This is a genomic window from Haloarcula sp. H-hyl6, from assembly GCF_056934455.1.
On record NZ_JBRIIK010000003.1, the window covers coordinates 358,024 to 374,110 of the forward strand.

Sequence of the window (16,087 nt, forward strand, 5' to 3'; positions counted from 1 at the left end):
CGGAGTACATGGGAACACCCGCCAACGACGGCCTGCCCGACTCGGTCCAGACAGCACAGACCTTGTTCGACGTGGTTCAGTGCGTCAAAGAGGGTGAAGGCATGACGCTCTCGGAGCTATCGAGGGAGCTAGAGTACGCGAAAAGCACCGTCCACAGGCACCTGCGAACGCTCGAAGAACTCGGGTACGTCGTCGAGCGGGCCGACGGCTATCACGTGGGCCTGCGGTTTCTGGACCTCGGAGTGACGGCCCGAAACAGCTACGACGGGTACAAACTCGTCCGTGACAAAGTAGAGGAGATAGCCGACGAGACGGGTGAGAGAGCCCAGTTCTTCGTCGAAGAACACGGTGAAGCGGTGTATCTCGCCCGGTCTGTCGGTGAGCAGGCGGTACACACGGACCCCGGAATCGGTAGCCGCATCCCGCTCTACGCCGCGTCGGCCGGGAAAGCGATTCTGGCCGAACTGCCGGAGGCGGAGATGTTCGAAATCGTCGAACAGTTCGACTTCGAACCGGTCACCGAGTACACGATTACCGACAGAGCGGAGCTATTGGACGAACTCGAGACGATACGGGAGCGGGGATACAGTTTCAACAGACAGGAGTCGCTTCGGGGAACGCACGCCGTCGGCGTCGCTATCTGTGGCCCAGATGGTTCCGTTATCGGTGGCCTCAGCGTCACTGGCCCGTCTCACCGCCTCAAGGGCGAGCGATTCGAGACGGAACTCCCGGACTTGCTTCTCGGGGCCGCGAACGAACTCGAACTCAATATCGCTCACTCGTAGCGACGCTCGCGTGTCGACCGCGTTGCGACCGGGACTCTCGTTGTCACAATCCGGCTATATAGTGCTCCGTTCGAAGGGTTCGAACTGGGTTCGGTCGGCATCACGGGCGCGTCGGACACGGGTCGCGGTATCGCTCGGTCCTACCACACGAAAATACGCGACCAACTAACTGACTACCATTTGTACTTTTGTTATTTCTACTCGGAGATGCCCTGTGGGACTCGGTGAGAGTAGTCGCTCGATGACGATTGTCGAAAGTGGGGTGGTAACGGTTGGCACGACTGTTCGAAAGGCTCGAACGGACTCACATCCACGACATCGGTACCTCGGGAGAATCGACCGTGAGCCGAGCGAGAGTCGACGATACTCGTAACGTACTCCGAAACTGTACTGTCTGGCCTCTTTACTTCCTCGCATCGCACCGACTGGGCTGAACCTTACCAACTCTTCTGGCCGTCGCGTACGTCTCTCTGGATACCTGATTGCGACAGTAGCACCCGTAGAATGGAAGTAGGTATTTGGAACGAAGGGTAGCTAATCGTCGAAAATACCCATCAAATCGTGAAATACGCCCAGTGTGTAGCTATATGGCAATCCAAAAGATAGGTTCGAAGTATATGTACAAAGTCTGCAGTTTAGAGCGATAGATATATAGATACTGTATTCGACACTCAATATTCTCCTATATTCCTCTGAAAAAGTGTGTTAGAGGTGCGGTCCGTGGCCAATCTGGTCGCACAACTTTTCGACAGCAGACACGCCGAATCTGTGCGAGAGAACTGTGCAATCCACAGGTCCGTCCCAACGTTCGGTCTTCGTCCGGAACAGTCGAGAGGGTGACCGTGGGACACAGCTATCTACGCCAACGAGGGTCACGATGGCTCTCCGCAGTCTCCAGTGCCATCGGTATCGCTCGGCCGGACGAAAGACACGACCGTCCGGAGCGACAACTTGCGGGCGATGACGGACCAGCCCGGCCGGGACGAGCCGACGGCGTTCATTCGTCGCTACACCAAGACGTGGGTACACGCGCTCGCCACCGCGGCGTTGACCGCGTTCGGCATGTTGACCTTCCTCGACAAACGCTTCGCCGTCGTCGCCCTCGCGGCGTACGCCGTGCCACCGGTCGTGCTGTACCTGCGGAGGAGCGGAGACGCTGAGACTGCCCAGACTCCCACTACGTCGCCCCAGACCGACTCCTCTACGACCGAACCATCTCGGTGGACAGCGGCGAAGGTTCCGACCGACGCGGGCCTCCACGACGTCGTACTCACGGACAGCAGGTCGTACGTGGTCGGCGACGACGGCGTGGTCCTCGGCAGCGACGACGGGGAGTGGGCCACGCTGCTGTCGGACGGGCCTCGGGCACAGTCGACCTCGCTCCGGGGGGTGGATGCCACCGGCGGCGGTATCTGGCTAGTTGGAGACGGTGGTGCTGTGGCACGAATCGACACCGAGACCGGGAACCACGTCGACTACACCGCGCCCGACGGTGACACGTCGAACATCGTCGGCGTCGCGGCCGCCGACGGCCGGGGGCACGAAACGGTGTTGGTCGCGGACGGGTCGGGCCGCGTTCGACGGGGCCTGTATCACGACGGCCAGATGGCGTGGGAGGACCCGGTGGTTCCCGGTAGCGGGTCGAGTATCGCCGGAATCGACATGGCGGACGATGCGGTGGGGTGGGCGTGTGACACCAGCCAGCAGGTCTTTCGAACGACAGACGGGGGCGAGACGTTCAGGCGGGTCGAAATAGCCGACGTCGCTGGGACGATGACGGACGTCTCGGCGACTGACTCGACAGTGTCCGTCAGCACGGACGCCGGGGTCGTCTATCGACGTTCCGGGGACTCTTGGACGCCAGAGCGCGTCACCGACGACGCACTCCTGTCGATAGCGGAACGAGGCGAACAGTCGGTGGTGGCCGGCGTCGCCGGAACGCTCTCTCAGCGTTCAGACGGCGGAGACTGGCAACGTGCGGTCACGCCGGCGAGTGGTTCGCTCGATGGGGTCGCCGTCGCCGAGTCGCGTGCCATCGCTGTCGGTGACGGCGGGACCGTCCTCGAACGACATGAGTGAACGGCCGACTCGCTCACTGACGACGACATAGACCGGACGACACTTGGATAAACGGGTGTACTAGCACACCGTCAAATTCGTTTTTCGCGCATATCTCCCTCCCATCGGGGTCACGGCTGTCGATTTGGCTCTGACGTCCTAGACAGTCGTCACCCTCGTCACGTCCCGGCGAAACAGCGTGGTCTGCCCTCGTCGGAGACCCACAGAGAATCCTGTCTTCGGCCAGCGGAGGGCCTTCGAATCACTCCGGGATGGCGACGACCCGGAGGTCGTTCACGTTGGTTCCGGTCCGTCCCGTCTGGACCAACGCGTCCCGCTCCGCGAAGTAGTCGTACGTGTCGTTGGCGTCGAGCGCTCTCCGGGCCTGGGCCGCGTCGTCGAGTATCGCTCGGGTGGCGAGTGCGCCGGCGGCATCGGTCGCACCGTCTTCGCCGTCCGTGTCGACGCTCCCGATGACGACGTCGTCAGCGGTCAGTGCGAGCAGGCCCCCCAGTACGAACTCCTGATTCGGGCCGCCGAGACCGTCTCCTCGAATCGTGACCGTCGTCTCACCACCGGACAGCAGGACTGCCGGTGGCTCGACAGGGTTCCCCGTGCTCACGGCTTCGTTGGCGATGGCGGCGTGTACTTTCCCCACCTCACGCGCTTCACCTTTGACTCGGGAGGACAGGACGACGGGGCTGTACTCTGACGCCGCCACCACGGCCTTCGCGCTGTCGATGGCCGTGGACGCGTCCGCGAGGACGTGCGTCTGCACGGTGTCGAACACGGTGTGGTCGGGCGCGGGCGTCTCGGGTATCTGCGCAGCGTCCCCCCGTTCGAGGTGGTCCGCGACGGTCGCGGGCGGGTCGATACCGTAGCTTTCGAGGACGGCTCTGGCGTCCGCGAAGCTTGAGGGGTCACCGACGATGGGTCCGCTCGCGATGGTGCCGAGGTCGTTCCCGACGACGTCGCTGAGGAGGAGACCGACGACCGTCGCCGGTGCCGCCGCGGCGGCGAGGCGTCCGCCCTTGATTCGGGAGAGGTGTTTCCGCACCGTGTTTATCTCGTCGATGGACGCGCCGCTGGCGAGCAGGTCCTCCGTGAGGGCTTGCAGGTCCGCGAGCGAGACGTCTCCCGCGGGCACCGGCAGTAGTGCACTCCCGCCACCCGAGATGGGACACAGGACGAGCGTCTCCGGTCCGGCCCCGCTCGCCAGCGAAAGCAACTCCTCGGCCCCCTCGCGGCCGTTCTCGTCTGGAGTCGGGTGAGACCCCTCGACGACCGTGGTGTGCGTGGTCTCTACGGGGTCGTTGGTGACGACGATTCCCCCGTCGAGTGCGTCGCCGACGACGCTCTCGATTGCGCGGGCCATCTGCGCGGCCGCCTTGCCGCCGCCCAAGACGAGAACCTCCGAGTACTCGGCGAGGTCGATTTCGGTTCCCCGAACGCACAGCGTCTCTCCGGAGCGAGACAACGCGTTCTCCACGGCATTCTCGGGGTGTGTGGCTTCGATACCCGCCTCGATGCAGTCCATGACCAACTCGTGGGCCGGGCCGAGAGACAATTGATGCCGGTTCTGTATCATGTGGGACTAGTTGTGACACCACAGTAAAAACACTCTCTGAGTACGCCCTAACTGGCTGTGCCCTGTTTCGGATACCCGGCTTGAGTCGTTCGCCGAGGCGACTCCGTTCGTCGTTGACCGACAGTCCGGCTTCGTCGCTATGTCAATGGACCTTTTGACACCGCTACACAAGACGCGCTCATGAAACTCGCACGGATGCAGACTCCCGGTGGGATAGTCAGCGGCCGGTACGCAGACGGCGTCCTGACGACGGACGACGGTGAGTACGTCGTCGGACGGGACGGCGACCTGATTCACCCCTGTTCGCCGTCGGCGCTGTACTGTGTCGGCCGGAACTTCGCCGAGACGCTGGACCAGATGGACTACGAGCGACCGGACGAACCGGACTTCTTCATCAAACCCCCGGCGTCGCTCGTCGGCCCGGACGCGCCGATTCGGTACCCCGAGTGGACCGACGAACTCACGTACGCGGGCGAACTCGTCGCCGTAATCGACGAGCGGTGCCGGGACGTCGACCCCGAGGAGGTCCCCGAGGTCGTCCGAGGGTACACAGTGATGAACGACGTCGACGCGCTTGACCAACAGGGCCGTACCGCACGCAAGGCGTTCGACACGTCCGGACCGCTCGGGCCGTGGATCGAGACCGACCTCGACCCGCGCGGTATCGACATGGAGACGGCCATCAACGGCGAGACGCGCCAGTCGGCGAACACCGAACTGATGCTGTTCGACCCCTACCAAATCGTCTCGTACATCTCCCGACGGTTCACTCTGCGCCCGGGCGACGGAATCGCGTTCGGTAGCCCGGCGAACCCCGGAACCGTCGCCCCCGGCGACACCGTCGAGATAACCTACGAGGGTGTCGGGACGCTTCGGAACGACGTCGTCGCGTCCGACGGGTAGTGCCCTCTCTGTGACGCCAGGAGCACATGTCACGGACGACGTGCTGGTTCGGGGGCTATCAGCGCGACGCCGACGCCGAGCAAGGCGAGGCCGCCGGCGACCACGAACGCCGTATCGAACCCGGCCGTATCGACGACGGCGCCGCCGACGATTGGAGCCACGAACGCCCCTGCGAGCCCGACACTCGTTTGGAACGCCACCGCTGTCCCAGCGACCTTCGGGTCGACGATTTCCCGAACGTAGGTAAAGGACAGGCCCAAGGTGAGTTGGATGGCGAATCCCGCCACCAGGAGTATCGCGACGAGTACGGCGACGGACCCGAACCGTGTGAACGACAGCAGTAGGGGTGCCGCTACGGCGAACGACCCGAGGAGGACTGGCTGTCGCCGACCGTCGAAAATCCGGTCCGAGAGGAGTCCGCTACTGATTCGCGCGAGCACGCCGACAGCCGGAAATATCGCGACCAAGAGCCCGCTCACGGCCAACGAGAGTCGCATCTCCTCGGTGAAATACGACGCCCCCCAACTGTTCACGAACAGGTAGAGGGCGTATCCGAGGAACCCGAGCGACCCGACGAGCCAGACGTGCGGGTTACGGAGGACTTCGAGCAACTCGCGGGGAGAGGGAGCGTCGCCACGGCTCTGCTCCACGTCCTGACTCGTCGGCCAGAAAACGAGAAAGCCGAGGACGACGAGCCCCGTGAACGCGAGGAAGATTGCGGGCCAGCCGAACCGGTTCGCGATGAGCGGTCCGGTGCCCTGTCCGAGCGCGAAGCCGACGGGACCGCTCGCAGTGAACACGCCGACGGCCGTTGCCCGGTGCGCACTGCCGACGGCACGGCTGACGATGTCGATGCCGGCGTTCCACACGACGACGTAGGCCAGACCGCCCAGAACTCTGGAGGCGATGACGCCTCGGTACTCGCCGTTTTTGCCTGCGACCCACCCCCAGTATCCCGCGACGAGAAGCGCCGCAACTGCAAGCGCTATCATCGAGCGGGAGTTCGTCCGATCGAGGACGACGCCGGCCGGCAAACTCCCGACGACCGCCGCACCGAACATCGTCCCGACGAGGAGGCCGGCTACCGTCGGTCCGATTTGCAAGGACTCCCTAATCAGTGGCGTGACGCTAGCGGGGACGATTTCGTACGCGGCGAGTCCGGTGGACATGAGACTCGCCCCACCTATCAGGCCCCACGTGCGTCTGCGAGTTCGAGGGATAGTTTCCATGGTGTAGTTGCTGGGTAGACTGTCGTCTGAACGTGCTTGCTGTGACGAGAAGTGGTTTTCTACTGCCAGTCGCGTCCGAAGCGTCGACGGGTCAGTTGCTGTGCTCGGCGACAGGAGGTACTCCGCGTTCGTCGAAATGATACGACACGACGGACCCCCGGTGGCGTGCCATTACTGATACTGTGACTCTGCCGTCTCAGGTGGTTCGCGGCGGCGGGACGAGATAGACGTTACCGCGGACGCGAGCGACCAGTTCCTCGGAGACGCTCCCGAGCAACAACCGGCGTAACCGGCTCCGACCGCGAGAGCCGACGAGTGTGGTCGTCGGCGTCACTTCCTCTTCGAGACCAAGAATCTCTTCGGCAGGGTCGCCCCTTCGAACCGCAACAGTCGTGTCGATGTCCCACTCGGTGAGCGTCTCGGCGAGCGATTCCAGTCGGTCGCTCGGAGTGACGTCCTCTGGTGTCGGTTCTTTCGGCGACTCGACGTGGACGAGCGTCGCCTCCTGTGTCGCGTGTCGGAGGTACGAGAAGGCTTTGAACGCGTCCTCGGCGTTCTCAGAGAAGTCCGTCGCGTAGAGAACGCGCTGGAACAGGTGTTCTCGGAGCACGTCGGGGTCGTCCGTTCCGCGTTCGATGCGGTTGACGAGCAGCGGGACGACGGTAGTCCGTGCGAGGTTCCGAGCGGTCGAACCGATGACTCTGTTCTCCAGTGGACTCTGTCCCCGCGAACCGATAACGGTCAGGTCGACCTTCTCTGCCTCTGCGATACCGTTGATACGGCGGTGCGGCGTTCCGCGCACGACGTGCGTCTCGGTGGCGAACCCCGCTTCTTCCATCACCGTCTGGTACCGGTCGAGCGCCCGTCGCCGGCGTTCCGCGAAGTTCATTCCGGGCATCCCCGCGTGGACGTTCGACGGGATGACAGTGACGAGGTGGATGGTGTCGACGCCGATTCGGCCGAGACACTCTAGGCAGGTCTCGTTCTCGATGGCCGCTTCACTCGCCGCCGAGAGGTCGGTCGCGTATATCGCTCGCATACGAGCCACTACGACACCCACACTAATATTGTTTCGTATTCACAATACCGATGGTCACTGAGTGAGAGTGTGTGCCGTCAGTAGTGAAGGCTGTCAGGGCTACACTGCGTGTGAAACAATCCGAATTTCGGTCGAAAGACGTCCGTCGAGTTCAGCGCGCGCAAGTTCTTTTCCCACAGTATGAGTGCTGTTCTAATACCGTAGCCGGTTCCGCGATATCTGCATAACTTATACAAATATCTCGGTGGGATAACGGTTGGATTCCCGCAGATAATATTGTGGGGGATAGCCAAAACCGTTATCTGTCCCCTCCGGTTAATGCCGATTGAGTAGAAAAGTATGATACTTACACAACAGCACAATAAAGATGGGGTGGGACGATGATAGGCCTCGGTGCGTTCACCTCGATAGGTGCGGGCGCCGTCGACGCCGCACTGCTCATCGGCGCAGTGCTCGTCGAGGCGGTCGTCCTCTATGTCGGATACGGCGCCGTAGAGCAGGCGTTCGGACAGACCGTGCTCGACCACATCAAGAGAGAGTAACCAATGGAGATACTTGGACTCAGTCTGGCGATGCTGGTCTTGTTCGTCGGGTTCGGCCTGCTCATCGGTGTCCTGTTTGGGTTCTTCGGAATGGGTGGGTCGTTCCTCGTCACCCCGGCGCTACTGGTGATGGGATACCCGACACGCGTCGCAGTCGGTAGCGGTCTGGCGTTCGTGTTCGGGACGTCGGTCATCGCGACCCTGAAACACCGTGACCTCGGCCAGGTCGACTACAAACTCGGGTTGTTGATGATCCTCGGGACGACGGCCGGCATCGAGGCAGGGAAGGAAATCGTCCTGCATCTGGAGGCACTCGGGATGGCGGGCAGTATCATCAGCGTCACCTACGTCTTCCTGCTGGGCGGCATCGGCGTCTTCGTCACTTACGAGGCGTTGAAAGGCGACGATAGTGGCGGTATCGACCACGACGCCGCCGACGAGGACATCGACGCCGACGACATCCCCGATATCGCGAAGAAGATTCAGTCGTATCGCGTTCCGCCGATGATATCGCTCCGCGGCGGCGTCTCCGTCTCACTGTGGATGATCCTCGCCGTCGCGTTCGCCACGGGACTCCTCTCGGGGTTCCTCGGCGTCGGCGGCGGTTTCATCCGGATGCCCGCGTTGTTCTACCTCATCGGCGTCCCGGTCCCGATAGCCGTCGGGACCGACCTCTTCGAAATCGTCTTCTCCGGCGGCTTCGGGAGCTTCCTGTACGCGCTGGACGGTGGCGTCGACCTCTCCATCGTCCTGCCGTTACTGGCGGGGAGCGCCTTCGGCGCACGCGTCGGGTCCGCCGCGACGAGTATCGTCGACGAAGACGAAATCAAGGTCTACTTCGGCTTGATGTTGCTCGGCGGTGCACTCGCCGTCGCAGTTAGGGAGATAGGGAAGGTCTACGGTATCGACGTGCTGAACACCGTCAGTATGGCGCTCATCGTCGGGTCCGCACTGCTGGTCAGCGGTGCCGTCGTCTACAGCAGTATCTCGGCACTCCGGAAGGAGTCGCAGTCGTCGTCACCGACGTGACCCTCTGCGAACGAACGATACTGTACTATCCCACACCCACCGAGACTTGATGGGTGAGCGGGGGACGCTCCGCCACTACGACTGGCATCGGTCACGTCTTTTCGATTTCCTCGACGATGTACCTGCTCATCAGCGCACCATGCGTAACCCCTTCGGGAGCAATCCCCGAGACAATCTCCAAAATGGGGACGATGGCATGTGTGTCGGTCAGTCAACGTATCCGAGGTTTTGGAGCTTCTCTAACACATCCTCGTCTACCACTTTCTCGACCGATTGGTTGACTGCTTGGTGACGTTGCTCGATGACGGCAACGAGTTGACGAGCATTTCGCAACTTGTACTGCGTGTCTGGGTCGTCGATTTCTTCCAGAGCCCCCTCTAGTAGTTCGTCTACCGTACCGAGTGTCGTCTGTGCCATAGTTGCCCGCGAGGACTCGTCCCATATGAGTTTGTTGAAACTTCTCTATCACTATACTATTCTGTCTACTGGAGCCGTCGACGTCGCCATCCACGAACTCTCCCGACGCTAGTGTGGGTACAAAGACTTACCGCAGAAGCGTCACTTCCCACCTACTGGTCTGTGTGTACTCGATGGGGAGATGATAGACGCCGCCTTCGACCCCTTCCAGAGATTTATACGCTCGTGGTGATTTGTTAGATGGGGCATGAATGACATTCGCACTGGACTAAGCTATGGGGATGCACTGCTCGTTCCACAGCGTTCCGCGGTCGACAGTCGAAGCGACGTCGACCTGACGACGAACCTGACGCCGGGACTCGAACTCGACACGCCGCTGGTCTCGGCGGCGATGGATACTGTCACGGAGGCGGCGCTTGCGACGGCCCTCAGTCGAGCAGGCGGACTCGGCGTCTTGCACCGGTTCCTCACCGTGGAGGAACAAGCCGCGCAAGTCGAACAGGTGAAGGCCGAAGGCGAACAGGTCGCGGCCGCTGTCGGAATCAACGAGGATTACGTCGCTCGGAGTGCGGCGCTGGTCGAGGCCGGTGTCGATGCCCTCGTCGTCGACGTCGCGCACGGTCACCTCGAACGTACCCTCGACGCCGTCGAGACGTTAGCTGCCGAGTTCACCGAGACAGACCTAGTCGCGGGAAACGTAGCGACACCGGCAGGCGTCGAAGACTTGGCCGCGGCCGGTGCGGACTGCGTGAAGGTCGGCATCGGCCCGGGCTCGCACTGTACGACGCGCAAAGTCGCCGGGGCCGGCGTCCCACAGCTAACTGCCGTCGACGACTGTGCGGACGTGTCTGCTGACCTCTCCGTGACGATTTGTGCAGACGGCGGCATCCGGACCTCGGGCGATGCCGTGAAGGCACTGATGGCCGGTGCCGACACTGTGATGCTCGGGAGCCTGTTCGCCGGGACTGAGGAGGCCCCGGGTGCGGTCGTCGAAGTCGACGGAACTCGATACAAACGCTCCCGGGGGATGGCGACTACTGCGGCCGCCGAGGAGCGCGACGACAAAGCCGAGAACGTTAGTGCCGACGAGGGCGTCGAAGCACTCACACCGTACAAAGGCTCGGTAACGGCCGTCGCAGCGGAGTTCAGTGCCGGCATTCGCTCCGGACTCTCCTACTGTGGCGGCCACACGATTCCCGAGGCGCGCGACAACGCGGAGTTCATCCGTGTCGCTCACAGCGCCCAGGAGCGTGAGGGATTTCACGCGGACCACGACTGGGAGGGTATCGGGGCCGACAGCGAGGTGGTGAGTATCGAGGAGACAGATGCAGGACCGACCGCCGAAGGTGACGACTGACCGCTATCGCCACTGCCGGAGGCGCAAAATAGCGGTGCCAGCACGTCCACGACAACAGGCGATGAACGCTGTCAGCGGACTAGAGGGCCACGTGGGTATCCGGACGCGAGTGGAAAACCGTTGTCGACGGCGAAGCGGTAGAAGCGTCAGACCAAGAGTTGGATGTCGGCGTCGGCCATGTCTTGAAGCGCGGTGGCCGCACCGACCCCGGTGGTGACGCCGTCGTAGAAGTCCGCCTCGTCGTAGCCCATCAGGTCGATGGTCATCTGACAGGCTTGGAACTCCACGCCCATGTCGAGACTCGTCTCGAGCAGTTCCTCGATGGTGGCGGTGTCGTTGTCGGCGATTTTCTTCTCCATCATCCGGGTGGTCATACGGTCCATCCCGGGGAGTGCGGCGAGAGCGTTCGGCACCGGCATGTTCGGGTTCCCGACCGAACTCAGCTTCAGGTTCTTCGAGCGCTCCTCGTGGAGGATGTCCAGCCCCCAGAACGTGTGGAAGACCGTCACCTCGTAGCCGAAGGCCGCGGCGGTACTGGCGAGGATGAGCGGCGGGTACGCCATATCGAGCGTCCCCTTCGTCGCGATAATCGACATTTTCTTCTGGTCGTCCCCCTCGGTCGCCTCCGCGAGGGACTCTTCGAGTTCCTCGACGCGTGCGGCCAGTTCCGCACGCGAGGGCAGGTCGTCGGCCGCTTGGTCTGGGGTGTCCGTGCTCATCGTTACTCCGTCTTGCGGACGTAGTGGGTGAACACGTCGCCGCCGTCCACTTGGTCGAGCAGTTCCACGCCGTCGGTTCCGGACGCCCAGCCATCGATGTCGCTCATGCTCCCCGAGTCCGTGGCGAGTACTTCGAGTATCTCACCTTCTTCGAGGTCGTCGATGGCCGACTTGGTCTTCACGACCGGCATCGGGCACGATGCACCTTTCACGTCGAGCGTCTCCGCGATGTCGTATTCCGAGCTCATTGGTTATCTGCTCCGTTGGTCTGTATTGGAGCTAATGCACAATATTAGCTCGGTGGTTAAAAGAATGTTGGTTCTTGTATTCTCTACAAACAACTGGTCGGCTATCGCGTGCGTTCGTAGAACCTATTGCTCGCTCAGTTGGTCGATGAGGCGTGTTTGAGTGGACGATTCCCGACGAGCTATATTGTGTGAATTGCGAAATTCTATGGAAACCCTTTAGTGTGACCGTCCAATAGATTGGGGTGTATCACATGAACCCCGAAGACTTCCCGACTCCGGACGCCGACGTCGAATCGGTCGCGCCGGAGGCGCTGAAGGACCGCATCGACGCTGGCGAAGACGTTACGCTGCTCGACGCTCGAATGACCTCGGATTACGAGGAGTGGCGCATCGACGGCGACAACGTCACGTCCATCAACGTCCCGTACTTCGAGTTCCTCGACGAGGAGGTCGACGACGAGGTGCTCGACCAGATACCCGACGACCGAGCGGTGACCGTCCTGTGTGCGAAAGGCGGTGCAAGCGAGTACGTCGCCGGAACGCTCGCCGAACGGGGCTACGACGTCGACCACCTCGAAGACGGAATGAACGGATGGGCACGCATCTACGAAACCGTCGAGGTCAACGACTACGACGGCGCAGGCACGCTCCTGCAGTACCAGCGCCCGTCGTCCGGCTGTCTAGGGTACCTCCTCTACGACGACGGAGAAGCGGCGATTATCGACCCGCTTCGCGCCTTCACCGACCGCTATCTCGAGGACGCGGAGCGCCTCGGTGTCGACCTGACGTACGCGCTCGACACGCACATCCACGCGGACCACATCTCGGGTGTGCGTGCCCTCGACGAGGAGGGTGTCGAAGGCGTCATCCCCGCGGCCGCAGTCGACCGTGGCGTCACCTACGCCGACGAACTGACGACCGCCGCGGACGGCGACGAGTTCGAGGTCGGCGACGCCACCGTCGAGGCCGTTCACACGCCCGGTCACACGACCGGCATGACCTCCTACCTCGTCGACGAGGGACTCCTCGCGACCGGTGACGGCCTGTTCGTCGAGAGCGTCGCCCGTCCCGACCTAGAGGAAGGCGACGAGGGCGCTCCCGAGGCCGCGCGGATGCTCTACGAGTCGCTTCAGGAGCGCGTGCTCACCCTGCCCGACGATACGCTCGTCGGGGGTGCGCACTTCAGCGACGCGGCCGAACCGGCGGCAGACGGTACCTATACTGCTCCCATCGGCCAACTGGTCGACGACATGGACGCGCTCACGATGGACGAGGAGGCGTTCGTCGAACTGATACTCTCCGACATGCCGCCTCGGCCCGCCAACTACGAGGACATCATCGCGACGAACCTCGGCCAGAACGCGGTCGACGACGAGGAGGCGTTCACGCTCGAACTCGGCCCGAACAACTGCGCGGCGAGCCAAGAGTCGCTCGCGGGTGACTAAGCGAGACCGATGGTAATCGAACCGATACCGCTCCAGTTGGCCGCCGAGCTGTTTCCCAACGGGATCAGCCGGTACGCAGTCGGTGGACTGCTCGTCGGCCTCGGCGCGGTCGTCATCTACGTCGGGACGGGTATCGCGGCCGGCGCGAGTACGTTCCTCGAGTCGACGCTGTCGTACGTCTCCGGTCAATCGCGGTTCCAGCAGTACGTCTCGTCCCGCGACTGGCGCGTCGTGTTCACGCTGGGCATCGTCCTCGGCGCCTTCGTGTTCGCGGCGACGGTCCAGTCGGGGCTCGTTTCGACCTCGCTCTACACGTCCGGGACGACCGGTGAACTGTACGAAGTGGCCGGAGTCACGCTCTGGACGACCACCGTCCAGCCGTGGCGGCTGTTCGTCGGTGGACTGCTGGTCGGGGTCGGGACTCGTATCGGCAAGGGATGTACGTCCGGGCACGGGGTCTGTGGCGTCGGCTCGGCGTCGAAGACGTCGCTGGTCGGCGTCGCGACGTTCCTCCTCGTCGCCATCGTGACCGCGCAGATAGTCGCGGCGTTGGGGGTGAGTCCATGAGCGACCGACATCCGCTGTTCAAACCGCTGATACTCGTCGGAGGGATGATATTCGGGTTCGGCCTCGGGTTCAGTCACATGGCGCGTCCGGAGGTCGTACTGGACTTCCTCCAGTTCGAGGACTTCGGGCTGTTGTTCGTCATGTTCGGCGCGGCAATCGTCAGCGGCATCGGCTTCGCGGTGCTGCCCCGAATCAGCGACAGCGCGCCGTTGACCGGCAACCGGTACGAGCGCCGTCTGAAGCCGTTCGACCGAAACGTCCTCATCGGCGGTGGTATCTTCGGCGTGGGCTGGGGCCTCTCCGGCATCTGCCCGGGTGCGGCCTACGCCAGCCTCGGCGTCGGCAACGTCACTATCCTCTGGGCACTCGCCGGGATGTTCCTCGGCGCGTACCTGCAGGGGTACTGGCGAAGCCGAGCGGCAGACTCTCGCGCCGCGGCACCGAGTGCGGACTGAGGCTAGTATTTTCGCTTCGATTATGGACCTCTCAGTAGTTGGGCTGCTCCTCGTCGCCGGCCTAGCGAGTCTGTTCATGGCGTGGGTCATCGGCGCGGGGTCGAGCGGTGCGACGCCGTTCGCACCTGCGGTCGGTGCCAACGCCATCTCGACGATGCGAGCGGCGTTCGTCGTCGGCATCTTCGGGTTCGCGGGTGCCGTCGTGCAGGGCGCGAACGTCTCCGAGGCCGTCGGTCGCGGGCTCGTCGGCGGCGTCAGTCTCCCCGTGATGGGGGTCATCGCCGTGCTGTTCATCGGTGCGGGACTCATGGCGGTCGGTATCAAGACGGGCTACCCGATTGCGACGGCGTTCACCGTCACAGGTTCCGTGGTCGGTGTCGGGCTAGCGCTCGGCGGCACGCCCGTCTGGCCGAAGTATCTCCAAATCGGTGCGGTCTGGGTGTTGACGCCGTTCGTCGGCGGCGGGGTGGCCTACGGTATCGCGAGTGTGCTCCCCCGAGAGGACGTTCCGGAGCGGTTCAGCGTCCCGGCGCTCGCTGGCCTCGTGGGGGCCGTCCTAGCGAACGTCGAGTTCGCATACCTCGGCCCGGGGAGGACGGCAGGCTCCTTCGTCGACGTCGTCCAGCGGACGGCGCACGTCGACGGCGTCGCCGTTGCCGTCCTCGTTTCGGTGGCCATCGCTCTCACGGTCGGTGCCCTCGTCTCGTGGGACATCCGACGCGACGAGACCGCCGGGCTCCGCCGGGTGTTGCTCTCGCTCGGGTCGCTCGTCGCGTTCTCCGCCGGCGGGAGTCAGGTCGGACTGGCCGTCGGACCGCTGCTCCCACTGTTGGACGACATCACTGTAGTCCCCGTGCTGGCTGTCCTCGTCGGCGGCGGGTTCGGTATCTTGGTCGGGTCGTGGACCGGCGCGCCACGGATGATAAAGTCCCTCGCACAGGACTACTCTTCGCTGGGACCGCGGCGCTCCATCGCCGCGCTCGTCCCGTCGTTCCTCATCGCCCAACTCGCCGTCTTGCTCGGCGTTCCGGTGTCGTTCAACGAAATCGTCGTCAGTGCGGTCATCGGCAGCGGTGCCGCCGTCGGTGGGAGCGACGCGGTGAGTGTCCGGAAGGTCGGCGTGACGGTCGGTGCGTGGGCTGGTTCGTTCGGACTGGCGTTCGTGCTCGGGTACGGGTTCATCGCCGCCGTGCAGACGTTCTGACGCTTTCTGCGGACCCCTATTTCGAGGGTCAGTATTGTAGGTATAGCACAAAAACGTTTCACTCGATGAGTGCGTATCTACACCCACGACTATGCCTGATTCCATGGCGAAACAACTGCAAGATGACATGGTGTGTGAGGGTCTATTGGAGTGCTTTCACGGCTTGAAGCGACTCGACAGGGACGCCTTCCGAACGTTGGTTCGGGCCGAGGAGCCACTGACCATCGACGAGATTGCGTCGGCCGTCGACCGCGAACGCTCGACGGCGTACCGTGCCGTCCAGCGACTGCTCGCGTCGGGAATCGTCCAGAAGGAGCAAGTCAACTACGAACACGGCGGCTACTACCACGTCTACGGACCGGCTGACCCGGCGAACATCGCCGACGACATGCGACGCTTACTCAACGATTGGTACGCCAAGATGGGCCAACTCATCCAAGAGTTCGAGGCGAAGTACGAACGGGCCGACCAACCCGCCGCTTCGTTCGAGAACTGATAGCGG

The 16,087-nt window shown here is 63.1% G+C and carries 17 protein-coding genes; 11 read left to right on the top strand and 6 right to left on the bottom strand.

The genetic code is table 11. From position 1 onward, the window contains the following. Nucleotides 1–8 precede the first annotated feature (8 nt). Together Hhyl6_RS20125 and Hhyl6_RS20130 are read left to right on the top strand one after the other, a co-directional pair. Nucleotides 9–785 (top strand): IclR family transcriptional regulator, encoded by a 777-nt coding sequence (locus Hhyl6_RS20125; RefSeq protein ID WP_483741038.1) that lies wholly within the window; start codon nucleotides 9–11, stop codon nucleotides 783–785. 897 nt (nucleotides 786–1,682) lie between these two features. After that, entirely contained in the window at nucleotides 1,683–2,864 is a 1,182-nt protein-coding gene (locus tag Hhyl6_RS20130) for a WD40/YVTN/BNR-like repeat-containing protein (RefSeq protein WP_483741039.1), read from the top strand. Between the two features lie 241 nt (nucleotides 2,865–3,105). Here the strand turns inward: Hhyl6_RS20130 and Hhyl6_RS20135 are convergent, their stop codons facing one another. Continuing rightward, nucleotides 3,106–4,431: a glycerate kinase type-2 family protein gene (locus tag Hhyl6_RS20135; protein ID WP_483741040.1), complete on the bottom strand. Its 1,326-nt coding sequence runs from the start codon at nucleotides 4,429–4,431 to the stop codon at nucleotides 3,106–3,108. Nucleotides 4,432–4,611: 180 nt separating this feature from the next. Here Hhyl6_RS20135 and Hhyl6_RS20140 point away from each other — a divergent pair, with 180 nt between their 5' ends. Then, nucleotides 4,612–5,334, top strand: a complete 723-nt coding sequence (locus Hhyl6_RS20140; protein ID WP_483741041.1) for a fumarylacetoacetate hydrolase family protein — start codon at nucleotides 4,612–4,614, stop codon at nucleotides 5,332–5,334. Nucleotides 5,335–5,363: 29 nt separating this feature from the next. Here the strand turns inward: Hhyl6_RS20140 and Hhyl6_RS20145 are convergent, their stop codons facing one another. Beyond that, complete coding sequence (locus Hhyl6_RS20145) at nucleotides 5,364–6,563, bottom strand: MFS transporter (protein ID WP_483741042.1); 1,200 nt, start codon at nucleotides 6,561–6,563, stop codon at nucleotides 5,364–5,366. Between the two features lie 196 nt (nucleotides 6,564–6,759). After that, nucleotides 6,760–7,602, bottom strand: coding sequence for a universal stress protein (locus Hhyl6_RS20150; protein ID WP_483741043.1), 843 nt, complete (start codon nucleotides 7,600–7,602; stop codon nucleotides 6,760–6,762). Between the two features lie 380 nt (nucleotides 7,603–7,982). On the opposite strand from Hhyl6_RS20150, the gene Hhyl6_RS20155 reads away from it, so the two are divergent. Together Hhyl6_RS20155 and Hhyl6_RS20160 are read left to right on the top strand one after the other, a co-directional pair. Continuing rightward, complete coding sequence (locus tag Hhyl6_RS20155) at nucleotides 7,983–8,144, top strand: DUF7512 family protein (RefSeq protein WP_483741044.1); 162 nt, start codon at nucleotides 7,983–7,985, stop codon at nucleotides 8,142–8,144. A gap of 3 nt (nucleotides 8,145–8,147) precedes the next feature. Continuing rightward, complete coding sequence (locus tag Hhyl6_RS20160) at nucleotides 8,148–9,173, top strand: sulfite exporter TauE/SafE family protein (RefSeq protein WP_483741045.1); 1,026 nt, start codon at nucleotides 8,148–8,150, stop codon at nucleotides 9,171–9,173. Between the two features lie 207 nt (nucleotides 9,174–9,380). Here the strand turns inward: Hhyl6_RS20160 and Hhyl6_RS20165 are convergent, their stop codons facing one another. Continuing rightward, nucleotides 9,381–9,590 (bottom strand): hypothetical protein, encoded by a 210-nt coding sequence (locus Hhyl6_RS20165; protein WP_483741046.1) that lies wholly within the window; start codon nucleotides 9,588–9,590, stop codon nucleotides 9,381–9,383. Between the two features lie 247 nt (nucleotides 9,591–9,837). Between Hhyl6_RS20165 and Hhyl6_RS20170 the strand changes: the two genes are divergently transcribed. Further along, entirely contained in the window at nucleotides 9,838–10,947 is a 1,110-nt protein-coding gene (locus tag Hhyl6_RS20170; RefSeq protein ID WP_483741047.1) for a guanosine monophosphate reductase, read from the top strand. Nucleotides 10,948–11,093: 146 nt separating this feature from the next. Here Hhyl6_RS20170 and Hhyl6_RS20175 read toward each other — a convergent pair whose 3' ends face one another. Further along, nucleotides 11,094–11,666 (bottom strand): DsrE/DsrF/DrsH-like family protein, encoded by a 573-nt coding sequence (locus tag Hhyl6_RS20175; protein ID WP_483741048.1) that lies wholly within the window; start codon nucleotides 11,664–11,666, stop codon nucleotides 11,094–11,096. Between the two features lie 2 nt (nucleotides 11,667–11,668). Next, nucleotides 11,669–11,914, bottom strand: coding sequence for a sulfurtransferase TusA family protein (locus Hhyl6_RS20180; RefSeq protein WP_483741049.1), 246 nt, complete (start codon nucleotides 11,912–11,914; stop codon nucleotides 11,669–11,671). A 251-nt stretch (nucleotides 11,915–12,165) separates the two neighbouring features. Between Hhyl6_RS20180 and Hhyl6_RS20185 the strand changes: the two genes are divergently transcribed. The 5 genes from Hhyl6_RS20185 to Hhyl6_RS20205 all read left to right on the top strand — a co-directional run bounded on the left by Hhyl6_RS20185 (nucleotide 12,166) and on the right by Hhyl6_RS20205 (nucleotide 16,081). Next, nucleotides 12,166–13,359, top strand: coding sequence for an MBL fold metallo-hydrolase (locus Hhyl6_RS20185; RefSeq protein ID WP_483741050.1), 1,194 nt, complete (start codon nucleotides 12,166–12,168; stop codon nucleotides 13,357–13,359). 9 nt (nucleotides 13,360–13,368) lie between these two features. Then, entirely contained in the window at nucleotides 13,369–13,926 is a 558-nt protein-coding gene (locus Hhyl6_RS20190) for a YeeE/YedE family protein (protein WP_483741051.1), read from the top strand. Next, entirely contained in the window at nucleotides 13,923–14,381 is a 459-nt protein-coding gene (locus Hhyl6_RS20195) for a DUF6691 family protein (protein ID WP_483741052.1), read from the top strand. The genes Hhyl6_RS20190 and Hhyl6_RS20195 overlap by 4 nt, the downstream gene beginning before the upstream one ends. A gap of 22 nt (nucleotides 14,382–14,403) precedes the next feature. After that, on the top strand, nucleotides 14,404–15,585 hold the full coding sequence (locus Hhyl6_RS20200) for an anion permease (RefSeq protein ID WP_483741053.1): 1,182 nt from the start codon (nucleotides 14,404–14,406) through the stop codon (nucleotides 15,583–15,585). Between the two features lie 91 nt (nucleotides 15,586–15,676). Beyond that, nucleotides 15,677–16,081, top strand: a complete 405-nt coding sequence (locus Hhyl6_RS20205; protein WP_483741054.1) for a helix-turn-helix domain-containing protein — start codon at nucleotides 15,677–15,679, stop codon at nucleotides 16,079–16,081. The last annotated feature ends 6 nt before the right edge of the window (nucleotides 16,082–16,087 follow it).

Coding starts and splice junctions, on each gene's coding strand:
- Hhyl6_RS20200 (WP_483741053.1), top strand. CDS start 14,404: ATGGACCTCTCAGTAGTTGGGCTGCTCCTCGTCGCCGGCCTAGCGAGT.
- Hhyl6_RS20160 (WP_483741045.1), top strand. CDS start 8,148: ATGGAGATACTTGGACTCAGTCTGGCGATGCTGGTCTTGTTCGTCGGG.
- Hhyl6_RS20155 (WP_483741044.1), top strand. CDS start 7,983: ATGATAGGCCTCGGTGCGTTCACCTCGATAGGTGCGGGCGCCGTCGAC.
- Hhyl6_RS20150 (WP_483741043.1), bottom strand. CDS start 7,602: ATGCGAGCGATATACGCGACCGACCTCTCGGCGGCGAGTGAAGCGGCC.
- Hhyl6_RS20185 (WP_483741050.1), top strand. CDS start 12,166: ATGAACCCCGAAGACTTCCCGACTCCGGACGCCGACGTCGAATCGGTC.
- Hhyl6_RS20125 (WP_483741038.1), top strand. CDS start 9: ATGGGAACACCCGCCAACGACGGCCTGCCCGACTCGGTCCAGACAGCA.
- Hhyl6_RS20180 (WP_483741049.1), bottom strand. CDS start 11,914: ATGAGCTCGGAATACGACATCGCGGAGACGCTCGACGTGAAAGGTGCA.
- Hhyl6_RS20195 (WP_483741052.1), top strand. CDS start 13,923: ATGAGCGACCGACATCCGCTGTTCAAACCGCTGATACTCGTCGGAGGG.
- Hhyl6_RS20140 (WP_483741041.1), top strand. CDS start 4,612: ATGAAACTCGCACGGATGCAGACTCCCGGTGGGATAGTCAGCGGCCGG.
- Hhyl6_RS20205 (WP_483741054.1), top strand. CDS start 15,677: ATGCCTGATTCCATGGCGAAACAACTGCAAGATGACATGGTGTGTGAG.
- Hhyl6_RS20175 (WP_483741048.1), bottom strand. CDS start 11,666: ATGAGCACGGACACCCCAGACCAAGCGGCCGACGACCTGCCCTCGCGT.
- Hhyl6_RS20190 (WP_483741051.1), top strand. CDS start 13,369: ATGGTAATCGAACCGATACCGCTCCAGTTGGCCGCCGAGCTGTTTCCC.
- Hhyl6_RS20165 (WP_483741046.1), bottom strand. CDS start 9,590: ATGGCACAGACGACACTCGGTACGGTAGACGAACTACTAGAGGGGGCT.
- Hhyl6_RS20145 (WP_483741042.1), bottom strand. CDS start 6,563: ATGGAAACTATCCCTCGAACTCGCAGACGCACGTGGGGCCTGATAGGT.
- Hhyl6_RS20135 (WP_483741040.1), bottom strand. CDS start 4,431: ATGATACAGAACCGGCATCAATTGTCTCTCGGCCCGGCCCACGAGTTG.
- Hhyl6_RS20170 (WP_483741047.1), top strand. CDS start 9,838: ATGAATGACATTCGCACTGGACTAAGCTATGGGGATGCACTGCTCGTT.